We start from the raw sequence: 25610 nt of genomic DNA on the forward strand, positions 1-25610 counted from the left end.
TCGGGAACACCGTGGCCGGGGCACGGATCAGGACGGGGGCGGGCGGTACAGCTCGGCGACGATCGCGAACGAGGTCCTCACCATCGGCTCCGCCATCGCGAGCGGCATCGCCGCGTGCGTCGTCTGGCCGTGTGCCAGGCGGTTGCGGATCCGCCGGCCGTGGTCGAGATACTCCGCCTGCCGGGCTGTCAGGACCCCCGAGGACGCACCCTGCTTGATCAGCGTGTGGAGCGGCTTGCTGCCCGCATCCGCAATACGGTCCCGCAGGACGATCTCCACCGCGACCAGGGAGTGCAGCACTGCCACGGTGGAGAACTCGTAGCAGTAGTAGGAGTGGCGCAGCAGTTCGCGAGCGGTCCGCAGGACCGTGGCCGCGGCCTCGGGTATGCCGTCGGGTACGACCAGGTGCTCAACGATGTCGTGCATGTCGGCGTACTGGCCGACGAAGTAGTGGGAGCGCCCGTCCGGGACCGGGAACGGCAGCCGCTGCGTGTTCATGCGCGCAGTGTGGCACCGCGAGCGCGTCCCCGGCGGACTCGCCACCGTACCTGCGGAACGTGGCAGAAGGGTGGCTTTCTGTTGTCTGTGGTGGTGGATATGGTCGCCGGGCCAACGTTGTTACGGAGTAGTAGGGGAATGGTGTGCTGTGCGTGGGGGATCGATACGGGCGTTAGCGGGGATCGCCGCCGCCATGGCGCTGCTGACGGCGTGCTCCAGTGGAGATTTCTGGGAGCAGGCTGCGGACGGCCGCTTCTCGGACAAGCCCCCGGAGCAGGAGGGCGGGTTGGATTCGTCGCTTCGGATGTCGGCGGTGTCCGCGGCCGTGCGGGAGGGGCAGATCCGCCTGGAGTGGGGGCCGGTGCGGGGGATCGATCGCTTCCGGGTCGATGACGGTACCGCGCAGATGGATGTGCCGGCCTCGATCTGCGCGCAGAGGTGCACGCTGGTGCTGCCGCCGCGGGCCGGCGGCAGCCGTCAGGAAGTCGCGGTCTCGGCGGTAACGGCCGACGGCGACTTCTCCAGGGCCTCCACCGCCTCCGTTCAAGCGCCGGCGCCGGTGGCCGAGGAGCCTGCTCGGCCGCTGAAGGAAGTGGTGGTCATCCGGCAGGACCCCGTGCCAGACGACCCGGAGAACAACCCGCCCACGGTGGAGCGCATCCCGGTCGCCTCCGCCGCCGCGGCCCGCCGCAAGATCGAGGAGACCTGGGGCGACCGGGAGGTCATCTCCGCCTCCGTGAACCATCCGGTCACCGACGCCCAGGACGACGACGGGCAGTCGTCGTCGGAGAGGGTCCCCAAGTCCGCGGTATGGCAGAAGGAGGCCATGGAACTCGACCGGCTGCCCGGCGAACCGCGCGGTGAGGGCGTCACCGTCGCGATGGTGGAATCCGGCAGCCCCGACACCACGCACCCGTCTCTTGAGGGCGCGGTCGGGGAGGGCACCGTCATCGGCGGCGACGGCGAGGCCGAGCCGGGCGCGCACGCCACCGCCACCTCCTCGCTGCTCGTCGGGCAGCCCGCCGGGGGCGTTCCCGGGGTGGCACCGGGTGCGAAGATCCTGCCGGTCTCCCTCGGGGCTGCGACGCCGAGCGATGCGGATCTGGCCGAGGGCATCATCTGGGCCGTCGACCACGGAGCGGACGTCATCAACATCTCCGCCGGCACGGGCTGCACGGACCGGAAGCTGGCCGGGTGCCCCGACAGCCTGGAAGCGGCATCCGCCTACGCCGAGGAGAACGGTGTGGTGGTGGTCGGCGCGGCGGGCAACAACGGCCCCGGCCCCGGCTGCACTGAGGAACCGGCCGAGATCAATGAACCCTGGTCCCCGGCCGTGGTCGACTCCGTCATCTCCGTCGGTGCCTACGGCCCGGACGGCAAACGGGATGACTGCTCGTCCGTCCGCGGCGACGTCGACGTCCTCGCCCCCGGAGTACGGCTGATGCACGCCTGGCCAGGCGGCGGCTACGCCATCAACGACGGCACCTCCCTCGCCGCCCCTCTGGTCAGCGGGCTGATCGCCGCCCTGCTCGCAGACCGCCCGGATCTTGCGCCAGCCGACATCCGCGAGCTGCTTCCCCAGTGGCAACTGGCCGACGGACGGCTGAGCACCTACGCGATGCTGGTCAGCCTCGGCTACGTCGACATCGACGACTACGAACCGCCGGCAGTCACGGGCATGAAAGCGATCTACCCGTTCGAGGCGTTCCTCGGCGTGGGGCCGAAGCACCCGATGCGCGCCGAGTTGGAGGCCGTCAAGGAGCTGCAGTTCGGCGCCGATGCGAAGAGGCGGATCTACGTGAGCGTGTCCACACCGTGGTGGGACGGCGGGTTCGCCATGTACAAGGGCGAGCCGTGGGGGTATGGCGCGATCGCTGGCCAGGTCTACGTGCACAAGGACGGGTCGGTCACCGCGGCCGGCCGGCTGAACTTCTCCCGCCTGGCCAGAGGCATGAACCGCGGCCAGGACATGACCGGCTGGCACCGCATGTTCTGCCACAGCGATCTGCCCGCGCCGGCGTCCCAGGTCTTCCGCTGGGAGACCCCGGTCAAGGTCGGGGTGGAGGACTTCACCGGCGGCGACGAGAACGCCCCCGCGCGAGCACGGCTCACGTTCTCCCTCGGCGACGGCGCCACCACCGGCAAGCACGGACAACTACCGCCGATGACGCTGAAGAACGACGATCTGGCGGACTGCCCGGCCCAGATGGAAGCCACCGAGGGCCTGGACCCGGCGCAGACCGGAACCGCCGAGCAGCAGCAGGCCGCCTTCGACGAGTACGCCCGGCGCATCGAGGGCATCGAGGGCATGCTGGTCGAGGCCACGCCCCTGACCACCGCCGAGCCCGTGCCGCTGACCGGGGACGGTGACGGGGCCGAGAGCCGCGCCGCGCAGGATCCGAACATGCACCTGCGCATCGAGGTGAACTAGCTGCAGCGGCCGGGGCTGTAGCGGGCGGCAAAGCTGGGGCCCGGCACTTCGGTGGCCACCCGCATGCACACCGGGTGCTGCCCGAACAGGTTGGTGACCTCGAAGACCCCCGCGCCGGACTCAGGGCCGGACATCACCGTGCTGCCGAGTTCCGTCGTACGCAGCTTCAGCCAGCCGCTGTTGTCGTCCAGCGCCTGCTCGGCGGCCTCCTCACGCGAGAGCCCCTTGCCGTTCAGCTCGCCGTAGTTGAGGTCCTCGGTCGCGCGCCGTACCGACTCCAGCACCTCGGACTCGTCGTAGGCGGTCAGCGCCAGGTACCCGAGTACCCCGCTGGCCGCCACCAGCACGGCCCCGGCCGCCGCCAGCACCCGCCGCCCGCGACCACCTCGACGGACCTGCGCTCCGCCGTCCCGCGGCGGGACCGAGGCTGCGCCGGCCGGCGGCATCACCTCGGTGCCGTCGACCGGCTGCGGCCCTTCGGCCGGCTCGACGATGTCCGCGGGCAGCTCCGCCGACTCGACAGCTTCGGAAGCCGGGAGGTCCGCGGCACCGGTTCGAGGTGCCGGCGGCTTCAGGCTCGTGCGGGCCGCGGCGATGGCGGCCGCGGCCTGTTCACCGTGCGCGGGCCGGTCGGCCGGCTCTCGGGCCATCAGGGTGAACACCAGGTCGTCGATCGCCTCCGGGACCGTGCGCACCACGCGGCTGGGCCGCAGCGGCAGGCTCTCGCGATGCTGTTCCAGGACTTCGGCGACCGTGCCGGTGTACGGCGGGCGACCGGTCAGCAGCTCGTACAGCAGACACCCCACCGCGTAGATATCGGCGCGCGCGGCGGCCGGTGCTCCGGAACCACGCTCCGGCGCCAGATACGGCACGCCCCCTGCCAGTCGTTCGTCAGCCTCGGCGAGCGGGAGGCCAGTGTGGGCGAGCTCCGCGAGACCGGTGTCCAGCACGGTGACCGTGCCGTGCTCGCCGCCGCCGTCGTCGTCGACGAGCACGCCGGCGGGCTGGAGTGCGCCGTGTGCCATCCCGGCGGTGTGCACGACGGCGAGCGCCGCACATATCTGCTCCGTTAAGGCCAGCGCCCGGCGCCAATCGAGGGCGCCCTGCTCGCGCAGCACCTGCCCGAGCGGGCGGCCGCGCAGCGGTGTCAGCGCCAGGTAGCCGACACCGATCCGCCCGGCGAGCTCGGTGGTGCCGTGGCCTACGACGGCCGCCAGGTGCGGGCTGTTCAGCCGGATCAGTTGGCGGGCTGCGGCCTCGATGTCGGCCCGCTCTTCCGCCCGGGCTGCTCCTTGCGTCGGCTCTGGCGCGGTGAGCAACTGCACGGCGACCTCGCCGCCGAGAGTGCTGTCCCGGGCCCTCCACAACTCCCCCACCGCGCCGGCATCGAGCGGCTCGGCCAGCTCGTACCGGCCGTCGACGACGATCCCCCGTAGCCCCGTCTCCGACACGCCGTGCCCCCTTCTTCCCCCGCACCGTATGCCGGACCTGGTCACGGCCCGGCGGCCTCCCCGGCGCCCCGAGTCGGGCCACAGCGTAGTACCCGCCGAGCCACCGCCCCCAGGGCACAAACTCGCCCGCGGCCGTACGAATACGAAGGGGGAGCGGCTCGTCGGGGCAGCCCGCCGGTCGAGGCGGGACGCTACGGCACGTGGGGACACACCTCGTGCTGCTGGTAGCCGCCCGGCACGCCCTCGCCGGCCGCAGTCCAGAAGGCGCGCGAGTCGCGGCTGTGACCGCCGAGGGTGTGCCAGGAATGCCCGGGGAACTCCTGTCTGAGCGCGGCCAGTCCGGCTGAGGCCAGACCGCAGCGTTGAAGCGGTTCGGGGGTGTAGGGGTTCTCGACCCAGGCGAGCCGGCAGCGCCGGCATACGCGGTAGTCGACGGCGAACGCGTGGTCGTCCTCGCCTTGCAGGTTGGCGGCGCGGGTGCGCCATCCGTCGCGTTCTGCGGAGATGGTGTCCTGCCAGGGGGCGTTCACCTCGGGGATGTGCGGCCAGCCCTTGCGCCGTCCGTACCGGCCCCGGCTGAGCCGCCGCAGTACTTCGCGACGCCGCCAGCCTCCGTCCACGCGCCGCACCTGCTGCGCCTGGCCAGCCAACCGCCGGGCTGCCGCACGCCGGTTGTCCCGGCTCGCCGTGGTGCTGATGGCCTTGCCTCCCTGTCCCTCTCGCAGTACGGCGTACGGCCTGCCCCACGCCGGTCAGGCCGTGAGGACGACTCGTACCCGCTCGCAGAAGTCGCGGGCTTCGGGCAGGGAATGATCATTGAGTCGGTCCGCCAGTTCCAGCAGGGGTTCGGTGGTGCGGTGGGAGCTGATGGTTTCGGTCAGGTCCAGCGCTGTGCCAGCGGTTGCGCAGGCCTCTTCGAGGTGGCCCTGCGTGAGCTGGGCATCGGCCTGCCGGGAGAGGTAGAGGGCCTGGGTCCGTACGGTCGTGGCTGGGAACAGGGCCTGCGCCTCGACGAAGAGCGTCTCGGCCTTGCCGGGCTGGCCCATGTCGCGGTGGCTGGATGCCCTGGCGGCGAGGATCTCGGAGCGGTCGAACCAGTAGATCCAGCCGGGGTCTCCTCCCTTCGACTCGGGTGAGCTGGACAGGAGGTGTTCGGCCATGTCGAAGTCCGCCCAGCAGCGAGCGTCCTGCAGATGTGCACGGGACCGTCCGCGGCGGGTGTGCAGCAGCGCCTCGACACGTGGGGTGGTCTTGCCGCGGACGGCGGCCAGGGCGGCCGATGCCATGGCCTCGGCGTCGTTCAGCCGCCCGGAGTTGTAGGCGCTGACCGTCCAGAAGCTCAGCGCGTTGGCGCCGAGCGCCTTGTCACCGGCCATGTCGGCGAAGTGCATCGCGCCTTCGAAGGTTCGGTCGGCGCAGACGCCCGTGACGTCGAACCTGGCCGCGGCACGCTGGCGGGCCAGGTCGGAGGCGGCGGCCCACAGGCGGGTCCTGTGGGCGCTGGTGGCGTTCCCGTGTTCGAGCAGCCCGCGGGCCAGGGCGAGCGCGCTGGCGGAGTCCTGCAAGATGGTGCCGCCTCCGTCGGCGTCGTCCCTTCGCCGGAGTTTGTCCACGATCTTCTCGATGCGGGCCACTGCTTCCTCGCCGATGCGGCTGCCCGTGGTGACCTGTCCGGCGGCGGCTGGGTCGGCGCAGATCCAGGCGAGGAGCGTGGCAGTGAGTGTGCCGCCGGTAAGGCGGACGAGTTCGCGGCGGGTGGCCTCCACGGGGACTCCTTCGACGAGTTCGGTCAGAGCCTGGCCAAAACCAGCAGCGTCTCCACGATCGCGGGGTTGCTCGCTGGAGTGGGTCCTCTGCCAACCACTGAGGCCATGGTCGCTCATCGACGGTCTCGGAGGAATACCGAGCAGCGCTGCCAGAAGTCGCCGGGTCGGCTGATCGGGGGCGCGTGCATCTTCCCAGCACGTGACGCCGTCGCCCCGGGTCTGGAGAAGACGGCTCGCAACGGGTCCGCGCTTCTCCGGCCGGTCTGCTGCTTCCGCCGGCTCGGGGCGGTGAGCAAGGCGACCTCACCGCCGAGGTGTTGTCACGGGCCCGCCACAGCTCCCCACGACGCCGGCATCGAGCGGCTCGGCCAGCACGTACCGGCCATCGACGACAACCCCCTGCAACCCTGACTCCGCCACGCCATACCCTTCGCCGCCGGCTGGTTGAGCCCGGGGGTTCGCAGCGATCACCGGTTCTACGATGAGCCGGTGACCGAGACCCTACCCCCCGTGGGCATTGACCTCCTCGATGTCGAGCAACTTGTACTCGCCGAAGCCGAGGAGCCGCCGCTGCTTCCCCAGGACGCCGAGGCCCGAGACCGGGTATGGGAGAAAGCGGTCCGGGCCAACCCCAACCTCTTCGACGGACCGGTGGTCGCATGTAGAGGGCTGGAGTGGCTGGGCCCACGGGTGCTGCGTCTGTCCTGGGTAGGGGTGACGTACCGGCACTACGCGCTACGTCGTGTCCCCGGCGCCACCGCGCTGCCGTCGCTGTTCGTGAACGTCGTCCAGCCGACCGACGACGGCCGGGTGCTGGTGGCGCGGATGGCGCCTTCTACTGCTGCCCCGTGCCGTTGGCAACTGCCGGGAGGCTCTGTGGAGCCTCCCGGGGAAGGGGCGGTGCTCGACGAGTCGGCGCTGGCCGGCCAGGCAGCACGGGAACTCGTCGAGGAGGTGGGGATCGGCGTGCTCGCCGAGGAGTTGCGGCTGTGGACCGTGACCCGCGGCGAGAACGGCAGCATCGGCCTGACCTACCTGGCCCCCGCGCGTCCCGAGGCGGCGTTGCGAGCTGGTCTGGCCGCCGCTGCGGCAGCCGAGCGCGCCCAGGGGCGTGAGCCGGAGCTTGACGACATCGCGCTGGTGTCCTCGCCGGAGGAGGTGGCGGGTCTGGCTGGTCCGCACGCGGACTACCTGGAGCCGGTTGTCCGCCGCTTCTGCGAGCGGCGCTGAGCGGAGGTCAGGTGCCGGTGAGGAAGTTCCGGGCGCGCTCGTCGAGTTCAGTGACGCATCGCAGGCCGCGGCCTCGGAAGCGGGTGAGGTCGCCGCGCATGCGGGTGACGGCTTTGCGGGTGCGGTTGGAGCGGACGCCGTCCATGTGGTCGAGGGCGCGGTGCCAGGTGGTGCATGCCTGTTCGATGCTGCCGCGGTTGAGGTGCATCTCGGCGCCGGCGACCAGGTCCAGGGCGACGATGCGCGCGTAGGTGGCTGCCGGGCGTGCAATGGCTGCCAGTGCGTAGTTCTCGGCGGCGGCTCGGTGGTCGCCTAGGGTTTCGTGGACCTTGGCGGTGCGGGAGTACACCGACGCTGCGGGCGGGCCCCAGGCGAGTGCCCAGAACGGTGTCTCGTCGCCGACGGCACCGGCGAGCAGAGTGCGGGCGTGTTCGGCTTCGGCCAGAGCAGCGCGGCGTTGGCCGCTCTTGGCGAGGGTGTGGGCGTGGACGACGCGGAAGAGGGCTTCGGTCTGGGCGTCCACGTGTCCCTTGGCGCGGTTGAGGCCGGTTTCGGCGAGGGCCTGGCAGTGTTCGGGGCGGTGGAGTTTGAGGCCCTGCATGGCCATGGTGCGCATCACGAATCCGTCGTGCCCGCGTAGGCCGGATTCGGTGGCCAGGGCGTAGGACTTGAGGTAGTAGCGCTGGGCGAGGCCCTGCTGACCGGCGTCGTAGCTTTTCCAGCCGAGGAGGTGGACGCCGCGGCTGGCGGCGGAGAGCATCTGCCGGCGGGCTTCGTCGGTGCGGAACCGGGCCCGGCACAGAGGGGCGACGTCGTCGCGGAGGTAGGTGACCAGGGCGCTGCGGGCGTGCTGGCCGCCGTGGCGTTCGTCGAGTTCGGAGAAGGCCGCGATCATGTCGCGGACGGCGGCGACTTCGGCCATGCCGACGGTGTGGCCGATGCGGGCTGCCGTGGTGCGGGCGGCGATGTCCTGGATGTGGGTCAGGGGTAGGGCTGCGGCTGCCACGGAGTAGGCGGAGGCCGTCAGGAGGCGGCGGCGGTCCACTTCGTACCTCCACAGGTGCAGCAGGTCGTCCACCGGGTCGCTTTCGAGGGACAGTCCGATGGTGTCATCCTCCCCGCCGGCTGGGGCGGGCAGGCCGAGGTCGGCGGGGGTCAGGAGGCGGCCCAGGCGGCGGGAGAGGGCGACGGCGAGGTAGTGGGGTGTGTCCCCGCGGGGGATGGTTCCGGAGATCCAGTGCTCGACGTTGGACCTGTTCGTGCGTAATCGTGCGCCGTATTCGGCGGCGACGGTGCAGACGGCCTTGGCCAGGGCCTCGTAGGTGAGGCCGGATTCTGCGACGAGGGCGCTGAGCTGGACGTTCGGTGGGCGCGTGGTCATGAGCATCTGCTCCGATATACGCGATATACCGCTTGGGCTGTCCGTCACCGTACCGCTGTGCAGGCCCGGCGGGTTGACTCTTCATCAGGTCCGAGGCCGCGGCCGGAGCGCTGCGGGGATCGGCTTTTCGTGAGCGTGTCTGCGTACCGCCGCATGTGATGTCCCGTGCCCGCGAGGAAGGGGTGGTCATGGACGAGCCGGGTGATCGCTGGGTCGCCGCTACGGCCGCGAAGCTGCTGGCGGCGGAGTACGAGTGCGTGCCGGTCGAGGTGCTGAGCGCCGAGGCGGGGTTGTCGTTGGAGACCGCGTACCGGGTGCAGGCGGCGGTGGTGGCGCGGCGGATCGCGGGCGGCGCCCGTGTCGTCGGGCACAAGGCCGGGGTGACCTCTGCGGCGATGCAGGAACAGATGGGCGTCGCCGAGCCGGACTCGGGTGTCCTGCTGGACGACCGGGTGCTGCCCACCGGCAGCGTCCTGGCGAGGTCAGTGCTGATGCAGCCGCGGGTGGAGGCCGAGATCGCGTTCCGGCTCGGCTGCGACCTGGCAGGCCCGAGTGTGAGCGTGGACGAAGCGCGGGCGGCGGTGAAGGACGTGTTCCTCGCCCTGGAGGTGATCGACACCCGGTTCACCGGGTGGCGGATGACGGTCGCGGACAGCATCGCCGACAACGCCTCCTGCGCATGGGCCGTCACCGGACCCATGGTGCCGCTCAGCGCGCACATGGACCTGGCCGCGGAGGTGCTGGTCCTCAGCATCGACGGAACCGACACCGCCACCGGGGAAGGACGTGCTGTCCTCGGCGACCCGCTGCGTGCCCTGGCCTGGCTCGCCGGACGGCTCCACCGCCACGGCGACCGCCTGCTCGGCGGGCAACTGGTCCTGGCCGGAGCCGTGCACGCCAGCCTCCCCCTCCCCGGCCGCAGCACGGTGCGCGCCCGCTCGACGCACCTGCCTCCGGTCGAACTGCACGTGCGCTGATCCTCAGGCGACGGCACCCCCGCCGGCCCTGCACCCTCTCCTGTACCACCCTCCCCTCGTACGAAGGAGCGGCCGATGGCTGCTGATGAACGCAATCGGCGCGTCGCGGTACTCGGCGCGGGTCTGATCGGCGTCGACTTGGCCGACAAGATCCGCCGTTCGGAAACCCTGGAACTGGCCCTGGTGGCAGGCCGTGACCGGGAGAGCCTGGGCCTTCGCCGGGCGGCCGAGATGGGCCACCCCGCCACGGCCGGCGGAATTGGCGCCGTCGTGGACGCCGGGCCTTTCGACGCGGTCTTCGACGCCACCAACGCCGACAGCCACGCCGGGCACTGGGCGGCGCTACGCCCGACCGGCACCACCTTGATCGACCTGACTCCCGCGGGGCTCGGCACGAGCATCATCCCGGGTATCGACTACCCCCGGCCGGTGTCCGAGCGGCACTGGAACCTCGTGAGCTGCGGCGGGCAGGCGGCCATCCCGCTCCTGCACGCGATCTCCCGGCGCTGCACCCCCAGCTACATCGAGGTGGTCTGCACCGGAGCGAGCGCAAGCGCCGGCCGGGCCACCCGCCTCAACCTCGATCAGTACCTCGCCACCACCTCGGCCACGATCCGGCACTTCACCGGCGCACCGGAGGCGAAGGTGATGGTCAACATCAGCCCCGCCCGGCCGGCCCCGCCGTTCCGCGTGGCCATGACCGTCCTCGCCGACGACGTACACCCCGCGCCGGTCCGTACGAGCATCGCGGTCGCCGCCCGCGCGGTGCGCGCCTACGCGCCCGGGTTCACGGTGACGTCGCTCGTCGTGGACCCGGGCCGGATCTCGGTGGCGGTGGAGGTGACCGCCTTAGGCGGCCGTCTGCCCCGCCACGCCGGAAGCGTCGACATCATCAACGCCGCCGCCGTCCTGCTCGCCGAGCAGCAGGCCGCGGCTTCCCGATGAAGGGAACCCCGACCATGGACACCACCCCGCACGAGCAGCCCGGGATCATGCTGCACGATCCGACGCTGCGCGACGGACATCACGCGGTCGGCCACCAGCTCGACGCCGACCAGCTCCGCGCCTACGCCACCGCCGCGAACGCCGCCGGGGTGCCGGTGGTGGAGGTCGGCCACGGCAACGGCCTGGGGGCCTCCAGCCTGCAGATCGGCCGCGCCCTCCTCGACGACGCCACGATGCTCACCACCGTCCGCGACGTGCTCACCTCGTCACGGATGGGCGTCTTCATGGCCCCCGGCTGGGGCACCTCCGACGACCTGACGGCCGCCGTCCACCACGGCGCCGACGTCGTACGGATCGCCGCGCACTGCACCGAGGCCGACGTCACCGAACGCCACCTCGGCGTCGCCCGCGACCTCGGCGCCGAAGCGCAGGGCGTCCTGCTCATGAGCCACATGGCCGACCCCGGCGAGCTGGCCGAGCACTGCGCCCTGATGGGCCGGTTCGGCGCACAGGCGGTGGGCATCATGGACTCCGCCGGCCACTACCTCCCCGCCGACGTCGCCGAGCGTGTGAGCGCCATCGCCGAGGCCGTCGACGTGCCGGTGATCTTCCACGGGCACAACAACCTGGGCCTGGCCGTGGCGAACAGCCTCGCCGCCGTGGACGCCGGCGCGACGGTCATCGACGCGACCGCCCGCGGGTTCGGCGCCGGGGCCGGCAACACCCAGCTCGAAGCCCTCGTGGCCGCCCTCGAACGCCGCGGCGTCCACACCGGCATCACCTTGCGGAAGGTCCTGGCCGCCGCCGACGTGGCCGCCGAGCGCCTGATGAAGGCCCCGCCGTCCATCGACTCGATCGCTGTGGCCAGCGGCCTCGCCGGCGTGTTCTCCGGCTTCAAGCGGCCCGTCATGCAGACCGCGCGCGCCGAAGGCGTCGATCCCGTCGACCTGTTCCTCGCCCTCGGCAACCGGCAGGTCGTCGCCGGGCAGGAGGACCTGATCGGTGACGTCGCCCGGCGGCTGAAAGCAGGCACGCGATGAGCGCCGCGCTGGAGGCCGCCGTGGTGTGCGGGGTCGGCGCGGCGCTGCCCCCGCACACCGTCTCGAACGCCGATCTGACGACGCGTCTGGACACTACGGACGAGTGGATCCGCTCACGGACGGGCATCGCCCGGCGGCACATCGCTGGGGCGGACCTGTCCACGACCGACCTCGCCGTACGGGCCGCCACCCAGGCCCTCGCCAACGGCAACACGACCGCGGTGCAGGCGCTGGTGGTGGCCACAACCACCCCGGACCGCTGCTGCCCGGCCACCGCCCCCACCGTCGCCACCCGCCTCGGGCTGACCGGCATCCCCGCCTACGACCTCGCGGCCGGCTGCACCGGATTCCTCTACGCCCTCGCGACCGCCGCTGGACTCATCGCCAACCGCACCGCAGACAGCGCCCTGGTCATCGGCGCCGACCGCCTCGCCACCCTCCCCGACCGCACGGACCGTACGACCGTCCCGCTGTTCGGCGACGGCGCCGGAGCCGCCGTGCTGCGCCGCGGCAGCGCGGACGAGGCCGGGGCACTCGGGCCGATCACGCTGGGCAGCGACGGCACCGGCGCCGAACTAATCCGGGCCGCTGGCCCCGGCGCCCTGCACATGGACGGAGCCGACGTCTTCCGGCACGCCGTCGACCGCATGTCCACCGCAGCCCGCCAGGCCGCCGACGCCGCCGGTTGGAACCTCGCGGACGTCGATCGCCTGGTCCCGCACCAGGCCAACAGCCGCGTCACCGCCGCGGTCGCCCGCAAGCTCGGCGTTCCCGACGACCGCCAGCTCAGCAGCATCACCGACACCGGCAACACCGGCGCCGCGTCCATCCCCCTGCTCCTGGCCCGCTCCATCACCGACGGCCGCCTCAAGGCCGGCCACCGCACCCTGCTCACCGCGGCCGGCGCCGGACTCACCTGGGGCGCCACCACCCTCACCTGGCCCGACCTCCCACCCTGCCTTCCCCAAGGAGCCACGGCATGACCGGTGACCTCCGCCGCATCCTGACCGACGACCTCAAGCTGCCCGCCGACCGTCTCACCGACGACGCCAGCCTCGACCAGGCCGGATTCGACTCCCTCGCCGTCGTCGAGCTGTCCGTCCTGCTCACCGACCGCTACGGCATCGACATCAGCGACAGCGACATCCGCGATGCCGCCACCCTCGGCCAGCTCGACGCCCTCATCACCACCAAGCGCAACGGAAGGTGACGACCCATGACCAGCACCAGCCCCCGGCCCGGACGGGCCTGGATCATCACCCCCGGCCTGCACCCCGACCGCTTCGCCAGCGCGCAGAACTCCGGCGCCGGCGTCGCCGTCGTCGACATCGAGGACTCCGTCGCCCTCCCCGACAAGCACACCGCCCGCACCGCCTGCGAAGCGTTCTTCGCCCTCCCCGACCCGCCGTGCACCCTCGGCATCCGGATGAACGGCCTCACCACGATCGACGGCATCAAAGACCTCGCCGCCCTGGCCGACTACACCACCCGGCCCGACCTCATCGTGGTCCCCAAGGTGGAATCCCCCCGCGACATCGAACTCGTCGCCGCCGCCCTGGACGCCGACGGCTACACCCCCGACATCTGGGCCCTGATCGAAAGCCCCCGCGCCTTCGACACCCTCCCCGCGATCACGCGCGCACCCCGGCTCGGCGGCGTCATCTTCGGCTCCGCCGACTACGCCGCCACCGTCGGCTGCGGCATGGACTGGGACACGCTGCACTACGCCCGCTCCGCCCTCATCAACGCCGCCACCGCCGCGAACATCCCCGCCATCGACGCCCCCACCTGGACGCTCAACGACCCCGGCATCCTGCGCCAGGACGCCGAGCGCGCCAAGAACCTCGGCTTCCACGGCAAGGGCTGCGTCCACCCGCGCCACGTCCAGGTGATCAACGAGGTCTTCACACCCACCGCCCAGGAGATCGCCCAGGCACGCGCCGTCGTCGCCGCCGCCGACGCCAGCGGCGGAACGGTCACCACCGTCGACGGGCAGATGCGCGGCACCCCCTTCTTCAACGCGGCCCGCGCGCTTGTCGCCGAAGCGGACCGCACGCCATGAGCCCCGACCCGCCCCGCGGCTACCGCCAGATCGGCGAAGATCGGTACCGCGAGAACGTCGGCCTCGCCTATCCCGAACTCGCCCCCGGCCTGATCATCGAGCACCGGCCCGGCCGCACCGTCACCGAACTCGACAACCTCCTCGGCGCAGCCCTCAGCGGCAACGTCGCCCCCATCCACACCGACGCCCACCACAGCAGCCAGACCCCCTGGGGCCGCATCCTGGTCTGCTCCGGCGTCACCCTCAACCTCGTCGCCGGCATGACCGTGCGCAGCATCAGCGGCCTGACCACCGCCAACCTCGCCGTCGACAAGGTGCGCTTCACCGCACCCGTCCACCTCGGAGACACCCTCTACGCCGAAACGAGAATCCTCACCCGGCGAACCTCCGAAAGCCGCCCCGGCACCGGCGTCATCACCTGCCACACCACCGCCCACAACCAGGCGGGCACCAGCGTCCTGGCCTTCACCCGCACCTTCCTCGTCCCGCTGGACGCCGACACCGCCCGCAACGCCACCAACTACTGAACGAGGGGAGAGTCATGAGCCCGCAGTTGACCTTCGCACCAGCCGACGACGCTCTGTGGGAGCAGTACCACCAGCTCGCCGCGCGCGCCTACGGCCACTCGATCAGCGACATCACCCACCTGCGCGAGCACGCCGACCTCCGCGTCGCCCTCCGCCGCGGACGGGTCGTCGCCGGCGGCCTCGGCCTCCTCGCCGAGCAGTACTTCGGCGGCGCCCCCGTCCCCAGCGCCTGCCTCGGCGACGGCTGCGTAGCCCCCGAGGAACGCGGCGAGCACCTGGCCACCGACATGACCACCGAACGCCTGCGCCCCCTGATCGACCGCGGCGCGGTGATCTCCACCATCAGCACCTCTTCCACCGGCTACGCCCGCCGCCTCGGATGGGAAGCCCCCACCGACGTCTTCGCCTGGGCCGTGGCCACCGACGACCTCAAACGCTCCTTCGCCGATGAGGACTTCGAGGTCGAGCACGGGCTGACCGACGAAGCCGAAGACCTTCAACGCGACCTCGCCCGCCAGTGGAACGGCCCCGTCCACCGCACCCCCTGGTGGACCCAGTGGAAGCAGGCCAAGAGCAACCTCACCACCTACCGCTTCAGCCAACCCGGCCACTCCATCACCGGCCTGCTGAGCCTCGCCACCACACGGCACGAGCACCACGGCATGAGCCTGACCGTCCACGACTTCTGGGCCGCCGACCAGCCCACCGCCAGCGCCATGCTCGCCTTCCTCGGCCGCCACAACACCCGCGCCCGCACCATCACCTTCCGCCGCGGCGCACTCCCGCCCTACCCCACCCTCCTCCACGGACTGCGCCACCACCGCACCACCGCCGAAGCCTGGCACCCCTGGATGCTCCGCATCCTCAACCTCCCCCAGGCCATCCACCTTCGCGGCTGGCCGCACGACCTCACCACCGCCGTACCCATCGAGACCGAGAACCCCACGACCGGCGACCAGGACCGGTGGATGCTCCAGATCGAAGACGGAGCAGCCGAACTCACCCCCACCCACATCCGAGGGCAGGTGACCCTCACACAGCGCCAACTCGCCGTCTGGTACGCCGGCGGCTACCGCTCCACCACCACAGCCCGCATGGCCGGCACCCACACCAGATCACAAACGGCGCTCGCAACCCTCGTCCACAGCACGGCACAGTTCGAGCCCTGGCTTCCCGACCACTTCTAGCCGCATCGGGGAGGTCGCTCTGGTGCCCTGCCCGATGCACGGCGCACTGCGCGCCACCTGGTCCCCCATCAGGACTGCGCCCGGGATTCCGGCCGCGGAATGTGCCGAAGGCCGTCCAACGCCTGGCTGCCGAATCTGCCCGTCGGGGCCCAGACCCCCTTCGCAGCCGCCCGATGCACGCGCTGAGCCGGATTGATTCTTCCGTCCCACGGTGTATCGCCCGCACTTGGTACATCCTCAGTCCTTCTGCCTGGTCACGGGTTTTCTCAGAATGGCCCAGGTCTGATCACCCATCGGCGTGTGCCGCGGCGTACGCGGTCGCATTGAGTCGTTCCGGAGACAACTCCGGCCGCTGCCCGCGCGGACCGTACCGGCGCTGGCACGATGCTCCTCGCGCCAGCGGGATGCATCAACTCCCCCTGGCATATGACCAGTTGATGGAGTGGATCGGTGTCCGGAGGCGTTCCGCCGCCGGACACCTCGGAAATAGGGGTGTTGCAGGTGCCTGGGGGACATACATGCGGAACAACTGGGCTCGGGGAGGCCCCCTGCCGTCGGCTCGGCGCCGGCGAGACGTGCGTGATCGTGGTGATCGTGCTACTGGCGGGGTTCCTGGCGGTGATCGGCCTGGAACTGGCGGAGATCGCGGCCCTGCTCGGCGCGGCCGGGATGACGGCGGCCGCGGTCGTGGTGGTGTGCACCGGCCGCGGACCGGGGCTGCAGGTGCTGCCCGTGGCCCCGGCGTGAGGCGGGGTCACGACGATGGGGCGACCCGAGCAGCCGCTCCCGCCGGAGGCCGCGTCGACTGCGGTGGGCAGGCTCGCGGTCTACCTGCGTGAGGGCCGCGAGAGCGCCTGTTACGTGCGCGGTGAGCAACTCCTACGAGGCGTGCCGTACGCCGTGCTGGCGCGGCGGGCGGAGTACTCGGTCTCGACACTGCAGCGTGCGGCATCCGGAACGAGGGTGCCGACGCGCCCGGTGGTGCTGGCGTATGCGGCCGGCTGCGGGCTGGATGTGGATGTTGCCGACCGGCTGTGGCTCGACGCCCGGCGCGAGGAGCGCCGCAGCCCAGTCGCGGCTGCCGCGGTGTCCCCGGAGATGATCCAGGATCAGTCCGAGCTGGGGGTGGCGCTGGTGGATCTGCACGAGCGCAGCGGGGCCCCGTCGCACCGGGAGATGGAACGGCGCGCCCGCCGGGCCCGTTCGGCGCCGCTCTCGCGTAGCGGTATCCAGCGGATCCTGGCGCGCCGCCGGATGCCGACGACCAGTGGAGAGGTGCTGGCGTTCTTGGTGGCGTGCCAGGTGCCGGAGGACGAGAGACCGGTGTGGGTGCGTGCTTGGCAGCGTGCCCACGGGCAGCGGAGCAGGGAACTCACCGCGGCGCGGCGGCTCCTGCTGCGGCTGGAAGGCGAAGCAGCCGGCTCGCGCTCCGGCCGTATCACCCCGGCGCGGGCGATAGGCCTCGTCCAGGACCTCGGGCACATACCCATCGAGCGGTACCGCACCTTCACCGCTCCCTGGACGGTGCGCTGCCTGACCTGTTCCACCGTGCTGCGCGTACGGCTATCCGACCTGGTGCAGGGCCACGGCGGCTGCCCCTGCACCGACGAACCGTGAATGCTCCGAGCCTACGGGCCACGCCCGCCGATGTCGGCTCTGGCGACTGGCGGCTCGGCGACAATTCCGATCTCGCCTACCGCTTCGGGGAGATCCCGTCTGCCGCCGGGATCCGGGCGGTCCCGCCATAGGCGATCCATCCGAAAGGCGGGACAGCGCCGGCGGCCTGGCGGGAGTGCCAGGTGGTGACGTCCCTCAGGGGCCGGGTGAGGGTCAGTCCGGTGAGGAGCCCGGCGACCTCCTGGGGGGATCGCACGCGGCCCCACCCGCCGGGGAAGAGGTCGTTCATGAGCTGCGTCGCTTTGCGGCGGAACCCCTGATCCTGGCTGGTGAGGTGCGAGACGACGACGTGACTGCCTGGGGCGAGGTGGGCGCGGACGTCGCCGACGAGCCGAGCGGCGGCGTCGTCGTCGAGTTCTTCCAGGATCCCACTGAGCAGAGCCGCGCTCGGCCGCCCGGGATCGAGGAACGGGGCCTGCTCGCCTTCCTGGGTCTGCTGGACACGGGCGAAGACCTCTCCGGCGCCGTGGCGCAGGTCGGCGCGGATCACCCTGGTCTGTGCGTTCTCTTCCAGCAGCATGCGGCCGCGGTCGAGCACGATCCGATCGTTGTCGACGTACACGACCCGCGCGTCCCGGCGGGCCCGTTGCGCTACACCGTGCACCGTGCGCCTGGTCGGCAATCCGCACCCGAGTTCGATGAACTGGCCGACCCTGGAATAGCGTGCCAGGCGGCGGACGGTCTCCAGGAGGAACGTCCGGCTGCCCCTGATGACCTCGGCGGTGTCGGTGTCGGTGTCGGATTCGAGGTCGAGGATCCTCGCGACGGCGATCCGGTCGGACTCGTAGTTGTCCGTCCCGCCAAGGAGCACGTCGTGGACACGGGCGCTGTGGGCGCGGCTGACGTCGACCATCAGGCGCCCCGGGCGCCGGGGATCCGGGCGGCGATGGGGTTCGGGAGCAGGTCGCAGGCGCGGGCATGGTCCAGCATGCGCCAGGAGGCGACCGCCGCACGGTTCGGGGTGACGGCCGCGAGGTGATGGACCGTCAACGTCTCGCCCAGGAGAGCGGCCGTGAGCCCGCCGCGGCGGCCGGGGCGGGAGGGGATCCAGTGTTCCGTCAGCAGGAGAGCGGGTTCAACCTCGATGCCAAGCCGGGCGGCCACGAGGCGGCGGGTAGCCACGAAGGGCGATTCGTCCTCGGCCACGGCGCCGCCGGGTAAGCGCCACCGACCGATACCGGGCGGCCAGCGTACGAGCAGCACCCGGCCCGCGGGGTCCTGGAGCACTATCGCCACGGTGCGCGCGGGGCCGGGGGCCGCCTTCTCCCTTCGCGGCTTGCGGCTCTGGCCGGGCGTGGGGAGTTCTTCGGTCACGGTCGCTCCCGGGGGTCGTAGCGGTCGTAGGCCGCGGGGCCCCGGGAGCAGCCTGAGGGGCTGCTCGCCGGGGTCCCGCGGGTGGTGCGGGCCCGTACCGTCAGGGCCGCGGGCCGTCCGCCCCCGCCGACTGGGGCGGAGCAGGGAGGTCTGCGGCGCGCTTGGGTCTGCCTCGCGCACCCCGGCTCGGCGTCGGCTGGCTCGGGCGGGCGTGCCGGGGCGCCCGCCGTGAGGTCAGGTCGTCGGCGCGTCCGGCTCGGAGTCGGGGTTGAGGCGTCGCTTGTGTTCGGCGGCGCGTTCCGCGTGCGGGAGGGCGCCGAGTTTGCGGTAGACCTCCTCGGCCCGGTCGTAGTGGTCCCGGGCCGAAGCGGAATCCCCGTCATCCGCGGCGATATTGCCGAGGAGCTCGTGCAGGGTGCCTACGTCGAAGACGTCACCGGCATCCCGAAGCGCGTCCACGGCGGTTTCGAGTTGGGCGCGCGCGGCCGGGCGGTCACCGGCGCGCAGATACGCCTGCCCGAGGCGGCGGCGCGCCGGGATCTCGGAATTGAGGTCCGCCGTCCCCTCGATCAGGTCCATGGCCCGCGTGAGATGACGGATGGCGTCGTCATGGTGCCCGAGGAGGCTTTCCACCTCGCCGATGGCGGAGTGCTCCCGCGCGGTCCCGCGGGTGTCCCCCACGTCCCGCCGGATGGCCAGCGCGGTACGGAACAGCTCGCCCGCCCGGTCCGGTTCCTCTTGTTGCAGGCGGACGAGGCCCACGTTGTGCATGACCAGCGCCTCACCCCTGCGGTCGCCGATCTCGCGGCGCAGCTCCAGCGCCTGGCCGAAGGCGACGAGCGCGTCTTCGTACCGCCCGGTGTCCCGCAGGGCCACCCCGAGGCCGGTCCGCAGCCTCGCCTCGCCGAGGCGGTGACCGCACGCACGGGCGGCCTCGGCGCCGATCTCGTAGCTGGTGACCCAGTCCTGGTAGTAGCGCGTGTGGATGAACAACCCCCACATGGCATCCGCGATCTGCCAGGCGGCTGACGGGTGTCCGCCTCCCGAGGCGAGCCGCTGGACACCCATCAAGTTGGCGAGTTCCGTCTCGAACCACCCCAGCGCGGTGGCGAAGTCCGCGAACGTACGGCTCTCCTGTGGCCGGAGCAGGTATTCCGGCGCCGGGCGCCGGCGTTGCGGGTAGATGACGTGATCGGCGCTGTTCGCGGTGGCGAGGTAGTGGTCGATGATCCGCTGTACGGTCAGATCGCTTACGTCGACGTCGTCGTCGGCGTCGTCGGCGTCGCCGCGCTGCCTGGCGTGCTCGTGGATGAGGTCGTGGAAGCGGTACCGGCCGGGGTCGTCCGTGCCGAGGAGGTTGGCGTGCACCAGAGCCGCCAGGCTGTCGGCCGGCGCGGGGATCTCGGGGGATACCGCCGCCACGGCCTCGGCGACGCCGACGTCGAACTCGCTGCCGGGGTGCAGGCCCATCCTGCGATACAGCCGCGCGGCGCCGTCGGGGAGAGTCGCGTACACCTCGTCGAACCTGGTCTCCATGGAGACCTCCTCATCTGTGTGGGTGAGATACGGGTGGGCCGAGCGGCCCGGCTGGAGCGCCGTCGCGACGCTCCAGCCGGGCCGCTCGGCGAGCAGCGCCGCGCTGACGAGCACCGGCAGCGGGAAGCGGCCGCAGGACAGGACCAGTTCGCGGGCGGCGGCGGCATCGGCGGCGACGCGATCGTGCCCGGCGACGTTGCCGAGCAGTTCCATGGCCGAGTCGGTGTCCAGCGGTTCGAGCTGCACGAACTCCGCGCCGTCGAGCAGCAGGGGCCGCAGATGCCAGCGGCTGGTCACCACGCAGAGGCTGCCCGTCGGCATCAGGGGCCGGACCTGGGCGGCGGACAGGGCGTTGTCGCACAGCACGGCGATACGCCGGCCGGTGGTGACCGTGCGGAAGTGGGCCATCTGCCCGGCGAGGTCGACGGGGGCGTGCTCCGGGGCGACGCCGAGCGCCTGGAGGAAGCGGGGCAGCACGCGGGCGGGGCTGGTCGGCTCGCCTGTCCGGTGGCCTTCCAGGTCGGCGTAGAGCTGTCCGTCCGGGAAGTCGTTGCGGTGGCGGTGCAGCCACGACAGTGCGAGGGACGTCTTGCCGACCCCCGGCGGGCCGCTGATGGCGACGAGCGCGGCAGCGTTCTCGACGAGGTGCGCCCGTGCCAGCGCACGGTCGAGGACCTCCAGCGCGGCGTCGCGGTTGGTGAAGTACCGGGGCCGCGGCGGAAGCTGCCGGGGCACCGGCGGCCGCGGCCGGGGCGCGGCGCCGAGGTACACGTCGCCGCGGATGGTGGCCGCCTGAAGGCTGGGCCCGTGGACGGTCCCGGACAGCTCGTTGCGCGTATCGCTCCGCGGTGACGGATGGCCTTCGGACGGTGCCATGCGGGTACCTCGCAGTTCTCGTGATCAAATCTGGCTCCGGCCCGCGCCCGGAGGGCGATCAAGACCCCTCGGGTTGCGGGCTGTCCGCTCCGCCTCCGTCGGCTGGGGCCGAAGAGGGAGGTCTGGCGCCGCGCTCGGGGTCCTACTCGGCGCCGACCGGCTGAGGGGCCGCAGGGCCGGCGCCGGTCTGCGCGTCCGTGGGCTCGGGGTTGGACGGCCCAGCACGAGGGGCCGGCGCCCCTGGCTAGCGGAACCGCGGGTTAGGGCGAGTTGAGAAGGGCTCGTTCACTGGGGTATCGGCAGTGAGCAGGGGGTAGATGCGCGTGATCCACTGGATCGGGGTGTTCAGTTCGTCGTGGGTCGGGGTGAGATCGAGGCGCTGCCACAGCCGGTTGAAGAGAGCGGTTCCCAACTGGGCCATCGCGTAGGTGACGAAGTCCTCTGCGCATTGGTCGACCGCTTCTGAGGCCGGCCGGGTCCACGTCTCGTGCCTGCGATATGCCCAGGAGGTCCTGGGGGTGGTTGGCTCGGCCAGCGGGGCGCGCAGGAGGGTGGTCTGCACCCGTCGTCCCGCCCACATGGCGTGCCCGGCGGTCAGGTCATCCAGGGCAAGGTCGTCAACGCCTCGCGCGTGCGGAAACGGCGTGTCGATCAAAACGAGTGCTGTCCCTTGGGAAGCGCGGTGCTGGGCCGGCCGGCACAGCGCCTGGGCAAGGGTCAGGTGCAGCCACCCGTCGTCGTCCTCATCGCGCCCGCCACGGCGCAGGGCCTTCGGGGTCATCAGGATTTCGGCGCCGCCGTCGGCGGTGAGGATCGTCTCCGCTGCTACTCCCTGCCGGCGTGCGGGGCCGCCCTTTTGCTGCTGCGTCTGCTTGCGTGCCGCGTGGACGTGGGGTGCGCGCGGCAGGAGTTCCCGTACTTCGGTGGTGAGCAGCCGTTCGTGGTGCGCTTGGCGGGCGGCGCGGAGTGCGCCGGGGGTGACCAGGCGGATGACTACCCGCGGGGGGAGCAGCAGGCCGGTGATGTCCTCGACGTGCGGGGCGCACGCACGGGCTATGCGCTCGATGCGGTGGGCGAGGGCAAGGTGGCGGCGGCCGGCTTCGTTCTCTACGTGCATATAGCTGGGGGGTGGCATGCGGGAAGGACTCTCTCCACGGGGTAGGGCGTGTTGGTGATTGCTGCAAGGGGCTGATATCCACGCGTGAGCAGCAGGTTCGTCACTTCGGTGATTCCGCCGCCCGGCTCACACCCGAATGACACTGTGCTTGCGCACGGTCACGGAGTTGGTCGGGCCTGCCGATTCCGGCGTGCGGCTGGGCGAGCCCATCTTCGAAGGGGTCCGGCTTCCCCCGAAGCGGGTCACGAGCGCCTTGAAAGCTTCAATCTGGAACTGCACGGTGCCGGTAAGGACTTCGCGCGTGGTGTCGTTACCGTCGCTGTCGTAGATCTGCACCATCTCGCGTACGTACACTCCACCGCGCCGGGCATAGAACTGGTACCAGCGCGCCCCGTTCGGCGCATGGAGGCAGATTACGTACTTGAGTCCGTGCAGCCCGATGGTGGTCTCACCGCCGTGCTTCTTCCCGACCTTGCGGAAGCCATCGAGTTCCCCCTGAACTGCCAAGGGAATCTTGTGTTCTGGGGGCAGGGGCTCGATTTCCAGGAGTTCGGGCTTTTTCCCGTGCTCGATCCTGTTGAAGATGCGGGCGTAGTCGTACCACCCGTTGGCCGGTTCACGGCGCTCACCGTCCTGGTAAAGGGGTGAGACGCACAGCCTCCACTTTCCCTGGTAATTGCGCCGGTAGTTCAGCTCCAGACGCAGGCGCTTGCCCTCGTGGAGGACGCGCAGGGTCTGTTTGGTGGGTCGTTCGATGCGCGGCTCGACGTCGGTGTGCTCAGTCAGCCACTCCATGTCCTCGCGGATAAGTATCGGAACGAAAAAGGGGGATTCCGTCATCGGGAAGTAGGTCATGTACGTCTCCTGGTCGGGTGGAGAGGCGGGATGGCCCGCTTCTCTTGCGGTGCACAGCGGGGGGTGGGGGTGGATCACCGTGCCCGTGTCCTGATCTCGGTGATCCACCCCCAAGGCCCGGTCTCCGTCGCGGGCGGAGCCGTTGCCGTTCGGAAACCGGGCCTGGCCCCGGGCCGCCTGTCCCCCACGGAGAGCGGCACCGGGTGTCGAGGCCGCGGCTACCCCTGCCGCGGGGCGAGGGTCGCTGCGGCGATGAGCAGCACGGCCGCGGCCAGGAGCGCGACGGCGAGTTGCCGTCGTTCTTCGCGGGGGTGTTCTCGTCCGTGGTCGGTGCTGGTCATGGGCTGGTGCGTTCTCCTTTCAGTTCCAGGTGCGGCCGGGGGCGCCGTGGACGTCGAGGGTTGCGTGGTGCCGGGTGAGGCGGACGTGGGGTGCGTAGCGGAGTCGGCTGTGGTCGACGGGTCGGCCGAAGAGAGCGCCCATGAGCTGTCCGAGGTAGTCGGCGCCGGCCGCCGTGCTGCACGCGAAGCCGGCGGAGACGTGGGCGTTGATGCCGGTGATGACCACGGCGGGGCTCGGCGCGGTGCGGATGACGCCGCGTACGCAGGCCGGGCCGCGGATGCCGACGGCGTCGAGGGCCTGGGTGACCACGGCGGCAGCACGTGGGTCGTGGAAGGTGGAGGTGACCATGGACACCCCGCCTTGGATCAGGTGGCGCTGGCGCAGGATCACCGATGCCTGGCGGCGGTTGTCGACCAGGCAGTCCGCGGTGAACTCCGTGCCGCGGACCCGTTCTTGGATCACCGCGGGCTCCAGCAGGGCGCACAGCATGCGCGCCTGCTGCCGGGAGGAGCAGGGGATCGGTGCGAAGGCCCTGTCCGGATGGCAGTTGATGACCTCGATCTCGGTGCCGTGAGGAATGTCCGTGCTGCGTTCTGGCCGCCACCGCCGCGGGGTGGGTACGCCGCAGTCGGCCAGGCGGGTGTAGAGGAGGCGGTGGTCCAGGCAGGCTTCGGCGGTGCGGGCGCTCGGCAGCCAGGTGCGTACGCCCATGCTCTGCAGCCGGCCGGCTAGGCGGCCGAGCAGCGGCAGTTCCTGCGCGGCGGTGGAGATCAGCGCGTGCGGCTGCTCGCTGCCACACAGACTCAGCAGCTCCTCGGCGAAGCGCTTGTCGTCCGAGGCACAGGGAAGCTGCCGGGGGGTGACGCCGGGGATGTGCAGACCGGGTGCGTGGGGGTCGGCGTCCGCGGCGATGACGTTGGCTTCGGGTACCAGTGCCCTGGCCAGGGCGAGCCCGGGAGGTGCGGCGACACCGGTCACCAGAATCCGGGAAGTCATGGCAGCTCCGATATAGGGGGCGTCGTGGGATGCCGGAAGGGTGGTGTGAAGAGGAAGGGCCCGCCGCCCGCCGTCCGAAGGCCGCGTTTACTCGTCCCCGGCGAGCGGCGGGAGCCTGCCGCCCGCCGAGGGGCGGCGGGGACGGGGCTGTGCGTGGAGGCTCAGGTTCGGGCGCCGGTGTTGGTCGGCGGAACGCTGCGCTGCTCCGACCAGCACCAGATCAGCGGCCATGTGCAGGCGATCTTGATGACGGTGAGAGGCACTGGTGCCATGAGGACGACTGACACGTCGGCGGCTGCGTGGGCGAGGAGCAGCGGGAGCAGCCGTTGGTAGCGCAGGTAGAGCCAGGTGCGCAGGAGGGCGTAGGGCACGAACGCGGCGGCGGCCAGGCCGTAATGGAGGTGGAAGGCCACTTCGATGACGCTGACGACGGTGTAGATCACCCAGGTGGGCCGGCGGGCTGTGTGCAGCAGTGCGGCCACGGCGCCGACGAGCAGGACGTCTTCGAGGATCACGGCGCCGAAGACCGCCGGGAAGATATCCCAGGAGCCGTAGGCGGCCCCCGCGTCGAGTGAGCCGCGGGGTACCGGCAGCCAGGTGAACGGCGCCAGGGACACGCTCAGCAGGCCGATGAGGTCCATGGTCAGCCAGCACACCATCGCGACCGTCAGCAGCAGCGCCCACTGCCCGCCGCGTGGTGGCCCGGCCGCGAGACGTTGCGGCACCAGACCCAGGCGCGCCACCGTGATGCCGTGCCGCCGGCACACCTCCACAACCAGCCAGCCCAACGCCGTGTGGAAGACGACGCCGCCGACGGTCCCCGGCACTTGGGCGGCCGGCTGCCAGGGCTCGGGAATCCTCGCCACCACGGCCAGTACCCCGACCACCACGGCCGCCAGGCATACCCACCGCCGCGCGCCCCGTTTGATCAGCAACCCGGTCAGCCACACCAGCACGATCACGGCGGCGAGTGTGGAGGAGACCAGCGTGACCGTCTCTTCGTGCGGGGCCTGATCCACGCCGCACAGGTCGGCGAAGGCATACACCCCGTACACCACGACACCCGCCACGACGATCAGCAGCAGTCCGCAAGCGTCGGCAACCGCCCGCCGAACGTTCACCGGGCCGGGGGCGAACACCGCCGTGCGCTGCGAGGGGCCGACCTGGTCCGGCTTCGCGTCGTCCGCCCCGAACGCACCGGCTCCTACACACGGCGACGGGCGCTCGGCGTGCGGAGGCTCGTTGGGTGGGGCGGGTGGTATGGGCCGGTGGGTGGCCGGTTCGTCGGGGACGGTGGCGTCGGTGGCGGTGTAATCGGCAGGTGGTGGGGGTTTCATGTCCTGGTTTCTCGGCGTGATGAGCAAACGGGTGGTACAGGTCAGGTGGGGCAGGGGTACGGCCC

24 protein-coding genes and 1 pseudogene are annotated in these 25610 nt (G+C 71.5%); 12 read left to right on the forward strand and 13 right to left on the reverse strand.

Annotated features, from left to right (window positions below; genetic code table 11):
• Positions 1-27: 27 nt before the first annotated feature.
• The gene (locus tag FB457_RS33590) at positions 28-498 is read right to left on the reverse strand and encodes a hypothetical protein (RefSeq protein ID WP_145784370.1); all 471 of its coding nucleotides are present in this window, start codon (positions 496-498) and stop codon (positions 28-30) included.
• Positions 499-691: 193 nt separating this feature from the next.
• Here FB457_RS33590 and FB457_RS33595 point away from each other — a divergent pair, with 193 nt between their 5' ends.
• Positions 692-2929: a S8 family serine peptidase gene (locus FB457_RS33595; protein WP_186462084.1), complete on the forward strand. Its 2238-nt coding sequence runs from the start codon at positions 692-694 to the stop codon at positions 2927-2929.
• Here the strand turns inward: FB457_RS33595 and FB457_RS33600 are convergent.
• From FB457_RS33600 to FB457_RS33605, 3 genes and pseudogenes are all read right to left on the reverse strand, one after another.
• Positions 2926-4380, reverse strand: a complete 1455-nt coding sequence (locus tag FB457_RS33600; protein WP_186462085.1) for a serine/threonine-protein kinase — start codon at positions 4378-4380, stop codon at positions 2926-2928. The two genes, FB457_RS33595 and FB457_RS33600, sit on opposite strands and share 4 nt — an antisense overlap.
• Before the next feature lie 191 nt (positions 4381-4571).
• A complete protein-coding gene (locus FB457_RS35555) occupies positions 4572-5000 on the reverse strand; it encodes a hypothetical protein (protein WP_186462092.1) in 429 nt (142 codons plus the stop codon).
• A gap of 132 nt (positions 5001-5132) precedes the next feature.
• Positions 5133-6362 (reverse strand): annotated as a pseudogene (locus tag FB457_RS33605) (NsdA family TPR-like regulatory protein); the annotation flags it as partial.
• Positions 6363-6635: 273 nt separating this feature from the next.
• Here FB457_RS33605 and FB457_RS33610 point away from each other — a divergent pair.
• Positions 6636-7376, forward strand: coding sequence for an NUDIX domain-containing protein (locus tag FB457_RS33610; protein WP_145784377.1), 741 nt, complete (start codon positions 6636-6638; stop codon positions 7374-7376).
• Between the two features lie 7 nt (positions 7377-7383).
• Here the strand turns inward: FB457_RS33610 and FB457_RS33615 are convergent, their stop codons facing one another.
• Positions 7384-8757, reverse strand: a complete 1374-nt coding sequence (locus tag FB457_RS33615) for an NsdA family TPR-like regulatory protein (protein WP_186462086.1) — start codon at positions 8755-8757, stop codon at positions 7384-7386.
• 158 nt (positions 8758-8915) lie between these two features.
• Between FB457_RS33615 and FB457_RS33620 the strand changes: the two genes are divergently transcribed.
• The 10 genes from FB457_RS33620 to FB457_RS33660 all read left to right on the forward strand — a co-directional run bounded on the left by FB457_RS33620 (position 8916) and on the right by FB457_RS33660 (position 17112).
• Complete coding sequence (locus FB457_RS33620) at positions 8916-9734, forward strand: 2-keto-4-pentenoate hydratase (RefSeq protein WP_486589234.1); 819 nt, start codon at positions 8916-8918, stop codon at positions 9732-9734.
• Between the two features lie 75 nt (positions 9735-9809).
• Positions 9810-10679: an acetaldehyde dehydrogenase (acetylating) gene (locus tag FB457_RS33625; RefSeq protein ID WP_145784380.1), complete on the forward strand. Its 870-nt coding sequence runs from the start codon at positions 9810-9812 to the stop codon at positions 10677-10679.
• Positions 10680-10693: 14 nt separating this feature from the next.
• Positions 10694-11719, forward strand: a complete 1026-nt coding sequence (gene dmpG / locus FB457_RS33630; RefSeq protein WP_486589235.1) for a 4-hydroxy-2-oxovalerate aldolase — start codon at positions 10694-10696, stop codon at positions 11717-11719.
• Positions 11716-12702 (forward strand): beta-ketoacyl-ACP synthase III, encoded by a 987-nt coding sequence (locus FB457_RS33635; protein ID WP_145784381.1) that lies wholly within the window; start codon positions 11716-11718, stop codon positions 12700-12702. The genes dmpG and FB457_RS33635 overlap by 4 nt, the downstream gene beginning before the upstream one ends.
• Positions 12699-12929, forward strand: coding sequence for an acyl carrier protein (locus tag FB457_RS33640; RefSeq protein ID WP_145784383.1), 231 nt, complete (start codon positions 12699-12701; stop codon positions 12927-12929). The genes FB457_RS33635 and FB457_RS33640 overlap by 4 nt, the downstream gene beginning before the upstream one ends.
• A gap of 6 nt (positions 12930-12935) precedes the next feature.
• Positions 12936-13781 carry an HpcH/HpaI aldolase/citrate lyase family protein gene (locus FB457_RS33645; RefSeq protein ID WP_145784385.1) on the forward strand — a complete coding sequence of 282 codons (846 nt, stop codon included), beginning with the start codon at positions 12936-12938 and terminating at the stop codon, positions 13779-13781.
• Positions 13778-14308: a MaoC family dehydratase gene (locus tag FB457_RS33650; RefSeq protein WP_145784386.1), complete on the forward strand. Its 531-nt coding sequence runs from the start codon at positions 13778-13780 to the stop codon at positions 14306-14308. The genes FB457_RS33645 and FB457_RS33650 overlap by 4 nt, the downstream gene beginning before the upstream one ends.
• 14 nt (positions 14309-14322) lie before the next feature.
• On the forward strand, positions 14323-15495 hold the full coding sequence (locus FB457_RS33655) for a GNAT family N-acetyltransferase (protein WP_145784388.1): 1173 nt from the start codon (positions 14323-14325) through the stop codon (positions 15493-15495).
• A gap of 585 nt (positions 15496-16080) precedes the next feature.
• Positions 16081-16242, forward strand: coding sequence for a hypothetical protein (locus FB457_RS35560; RefSeq protein WP_186462093.1), 162 nt, complete (start codon positions 16081-16083; stop codon positions 16240-16242).
• 15 nt (positions 16243-16257) lie between these two features.
• Positions 16258-17112, forward strand: a complete 855-nt coding sequence (locus tag FB457_RS33660) for a helix-turn-helix domain-containing protein (RefSeq protein WP_145784389.1) — start codon at positions 16258-16260, stop codon at positions 17110-17112.
• A gap of 76 nt (positions 17113-17188) precedes the next feature.
• Here the strand turns inward: FB457_RS33660 and FB457_RS33665 are convergent, their stop codons facing one another.
• The 8 genes from FB457_RS33665 to FB457_RS33695 form a co-directional block, all read right to left on the reverse strand.
• Positions 17189-18025: an SAM-dependent methyltransferase gene (locus FB457_RS33665; protein ID WP_145784391.1), complete on the reverse strand. Its 837-nt coding sequence runs from the start codon at positions 18023-18025 to the stop codon at positions 17189-17191.
• A complete protein-coding gene (locus FB457_RS33670; protein WP_186462087.1) occupies positions 18025-18486 on the reverse strand; it encodes an NUDIX hydrolase in 462 nt (153 codons plus the stop codon). The genes FB457_RS33665 and FB457_RS33670 overlap by 1 nt, the downstream gene beginning before the upstream one ends.
• Before the next feature lie 234 nt (positions 18487-18720).
• On the reverse strand, positions 18721-20898 hold the full coding sequence (locus tag FB457_RS33675; protein WP_145784396.1) for a tetratricopeptide repeat protein: 2178 nt from the start codon (positions 20896-20898) through the stop codon (positions 18721-18723).
• A 244-nt stretch (positions 20899-21142) separates the two neighbouring features.
• Entirely contained in the window at positions 21143-22015 is an 873-nt protein-coding gene (locus tag FB457_RS33680) for a hypothetical protein (protein WP_145784397.1), read from the reverse strand.
• A gap of 126 nt (positions 22016-22141) precedes the next feature.
• Entirely contained in the window at positions 22142-22870 is a 729-nt protein-coding gene (locus FB457_RS33685; protein ID WP_145784399.1) for a hypothetical protein, read from the reverse strand.
• Between the two features lie 218 nt (positions 22871-23088).
• A complete protein-coding gene (locus FB457_RS36615) occupies positions 23089-23211 on the reverse strand; it encodes a hypothetical protein (RefSeq protein ID WP_486589236.1) in 123 nt (40 codons plus the stop codon).
• A gap of 19 nt (positions 23212-23230) precedes the next feature.
• Positions 23231-24208, reverse strand: a complete 978-nt coding sequence (locus FB457_RS33690) for an ATP-grasp domain-containing protein (RefSeq protein ID WP_145784400.1) — start codon at positions 24206-24208, stop codon at positions 23231-23233.
• 161 nt (positions 24209-24369) lie between these two features.
• The gene (locus FB457_RS33695; RefSeq protein WP_145784402.1) at positions 24370-25545 is read right to left on the reverse strand and encodes a CPBP family glutamic-type intramembrane protease; all 1176 of its coding nucleotides are present in this window, start codon (positions 25543-25545) and stop codon (positions 24370-24372) included.
• Between the last annotated feature and the right edge of the window lie 65 nt (positions 25546-25610).

Source organism: Streptomyces sp. CNZ287 (genome assembly GCF_007827615.1).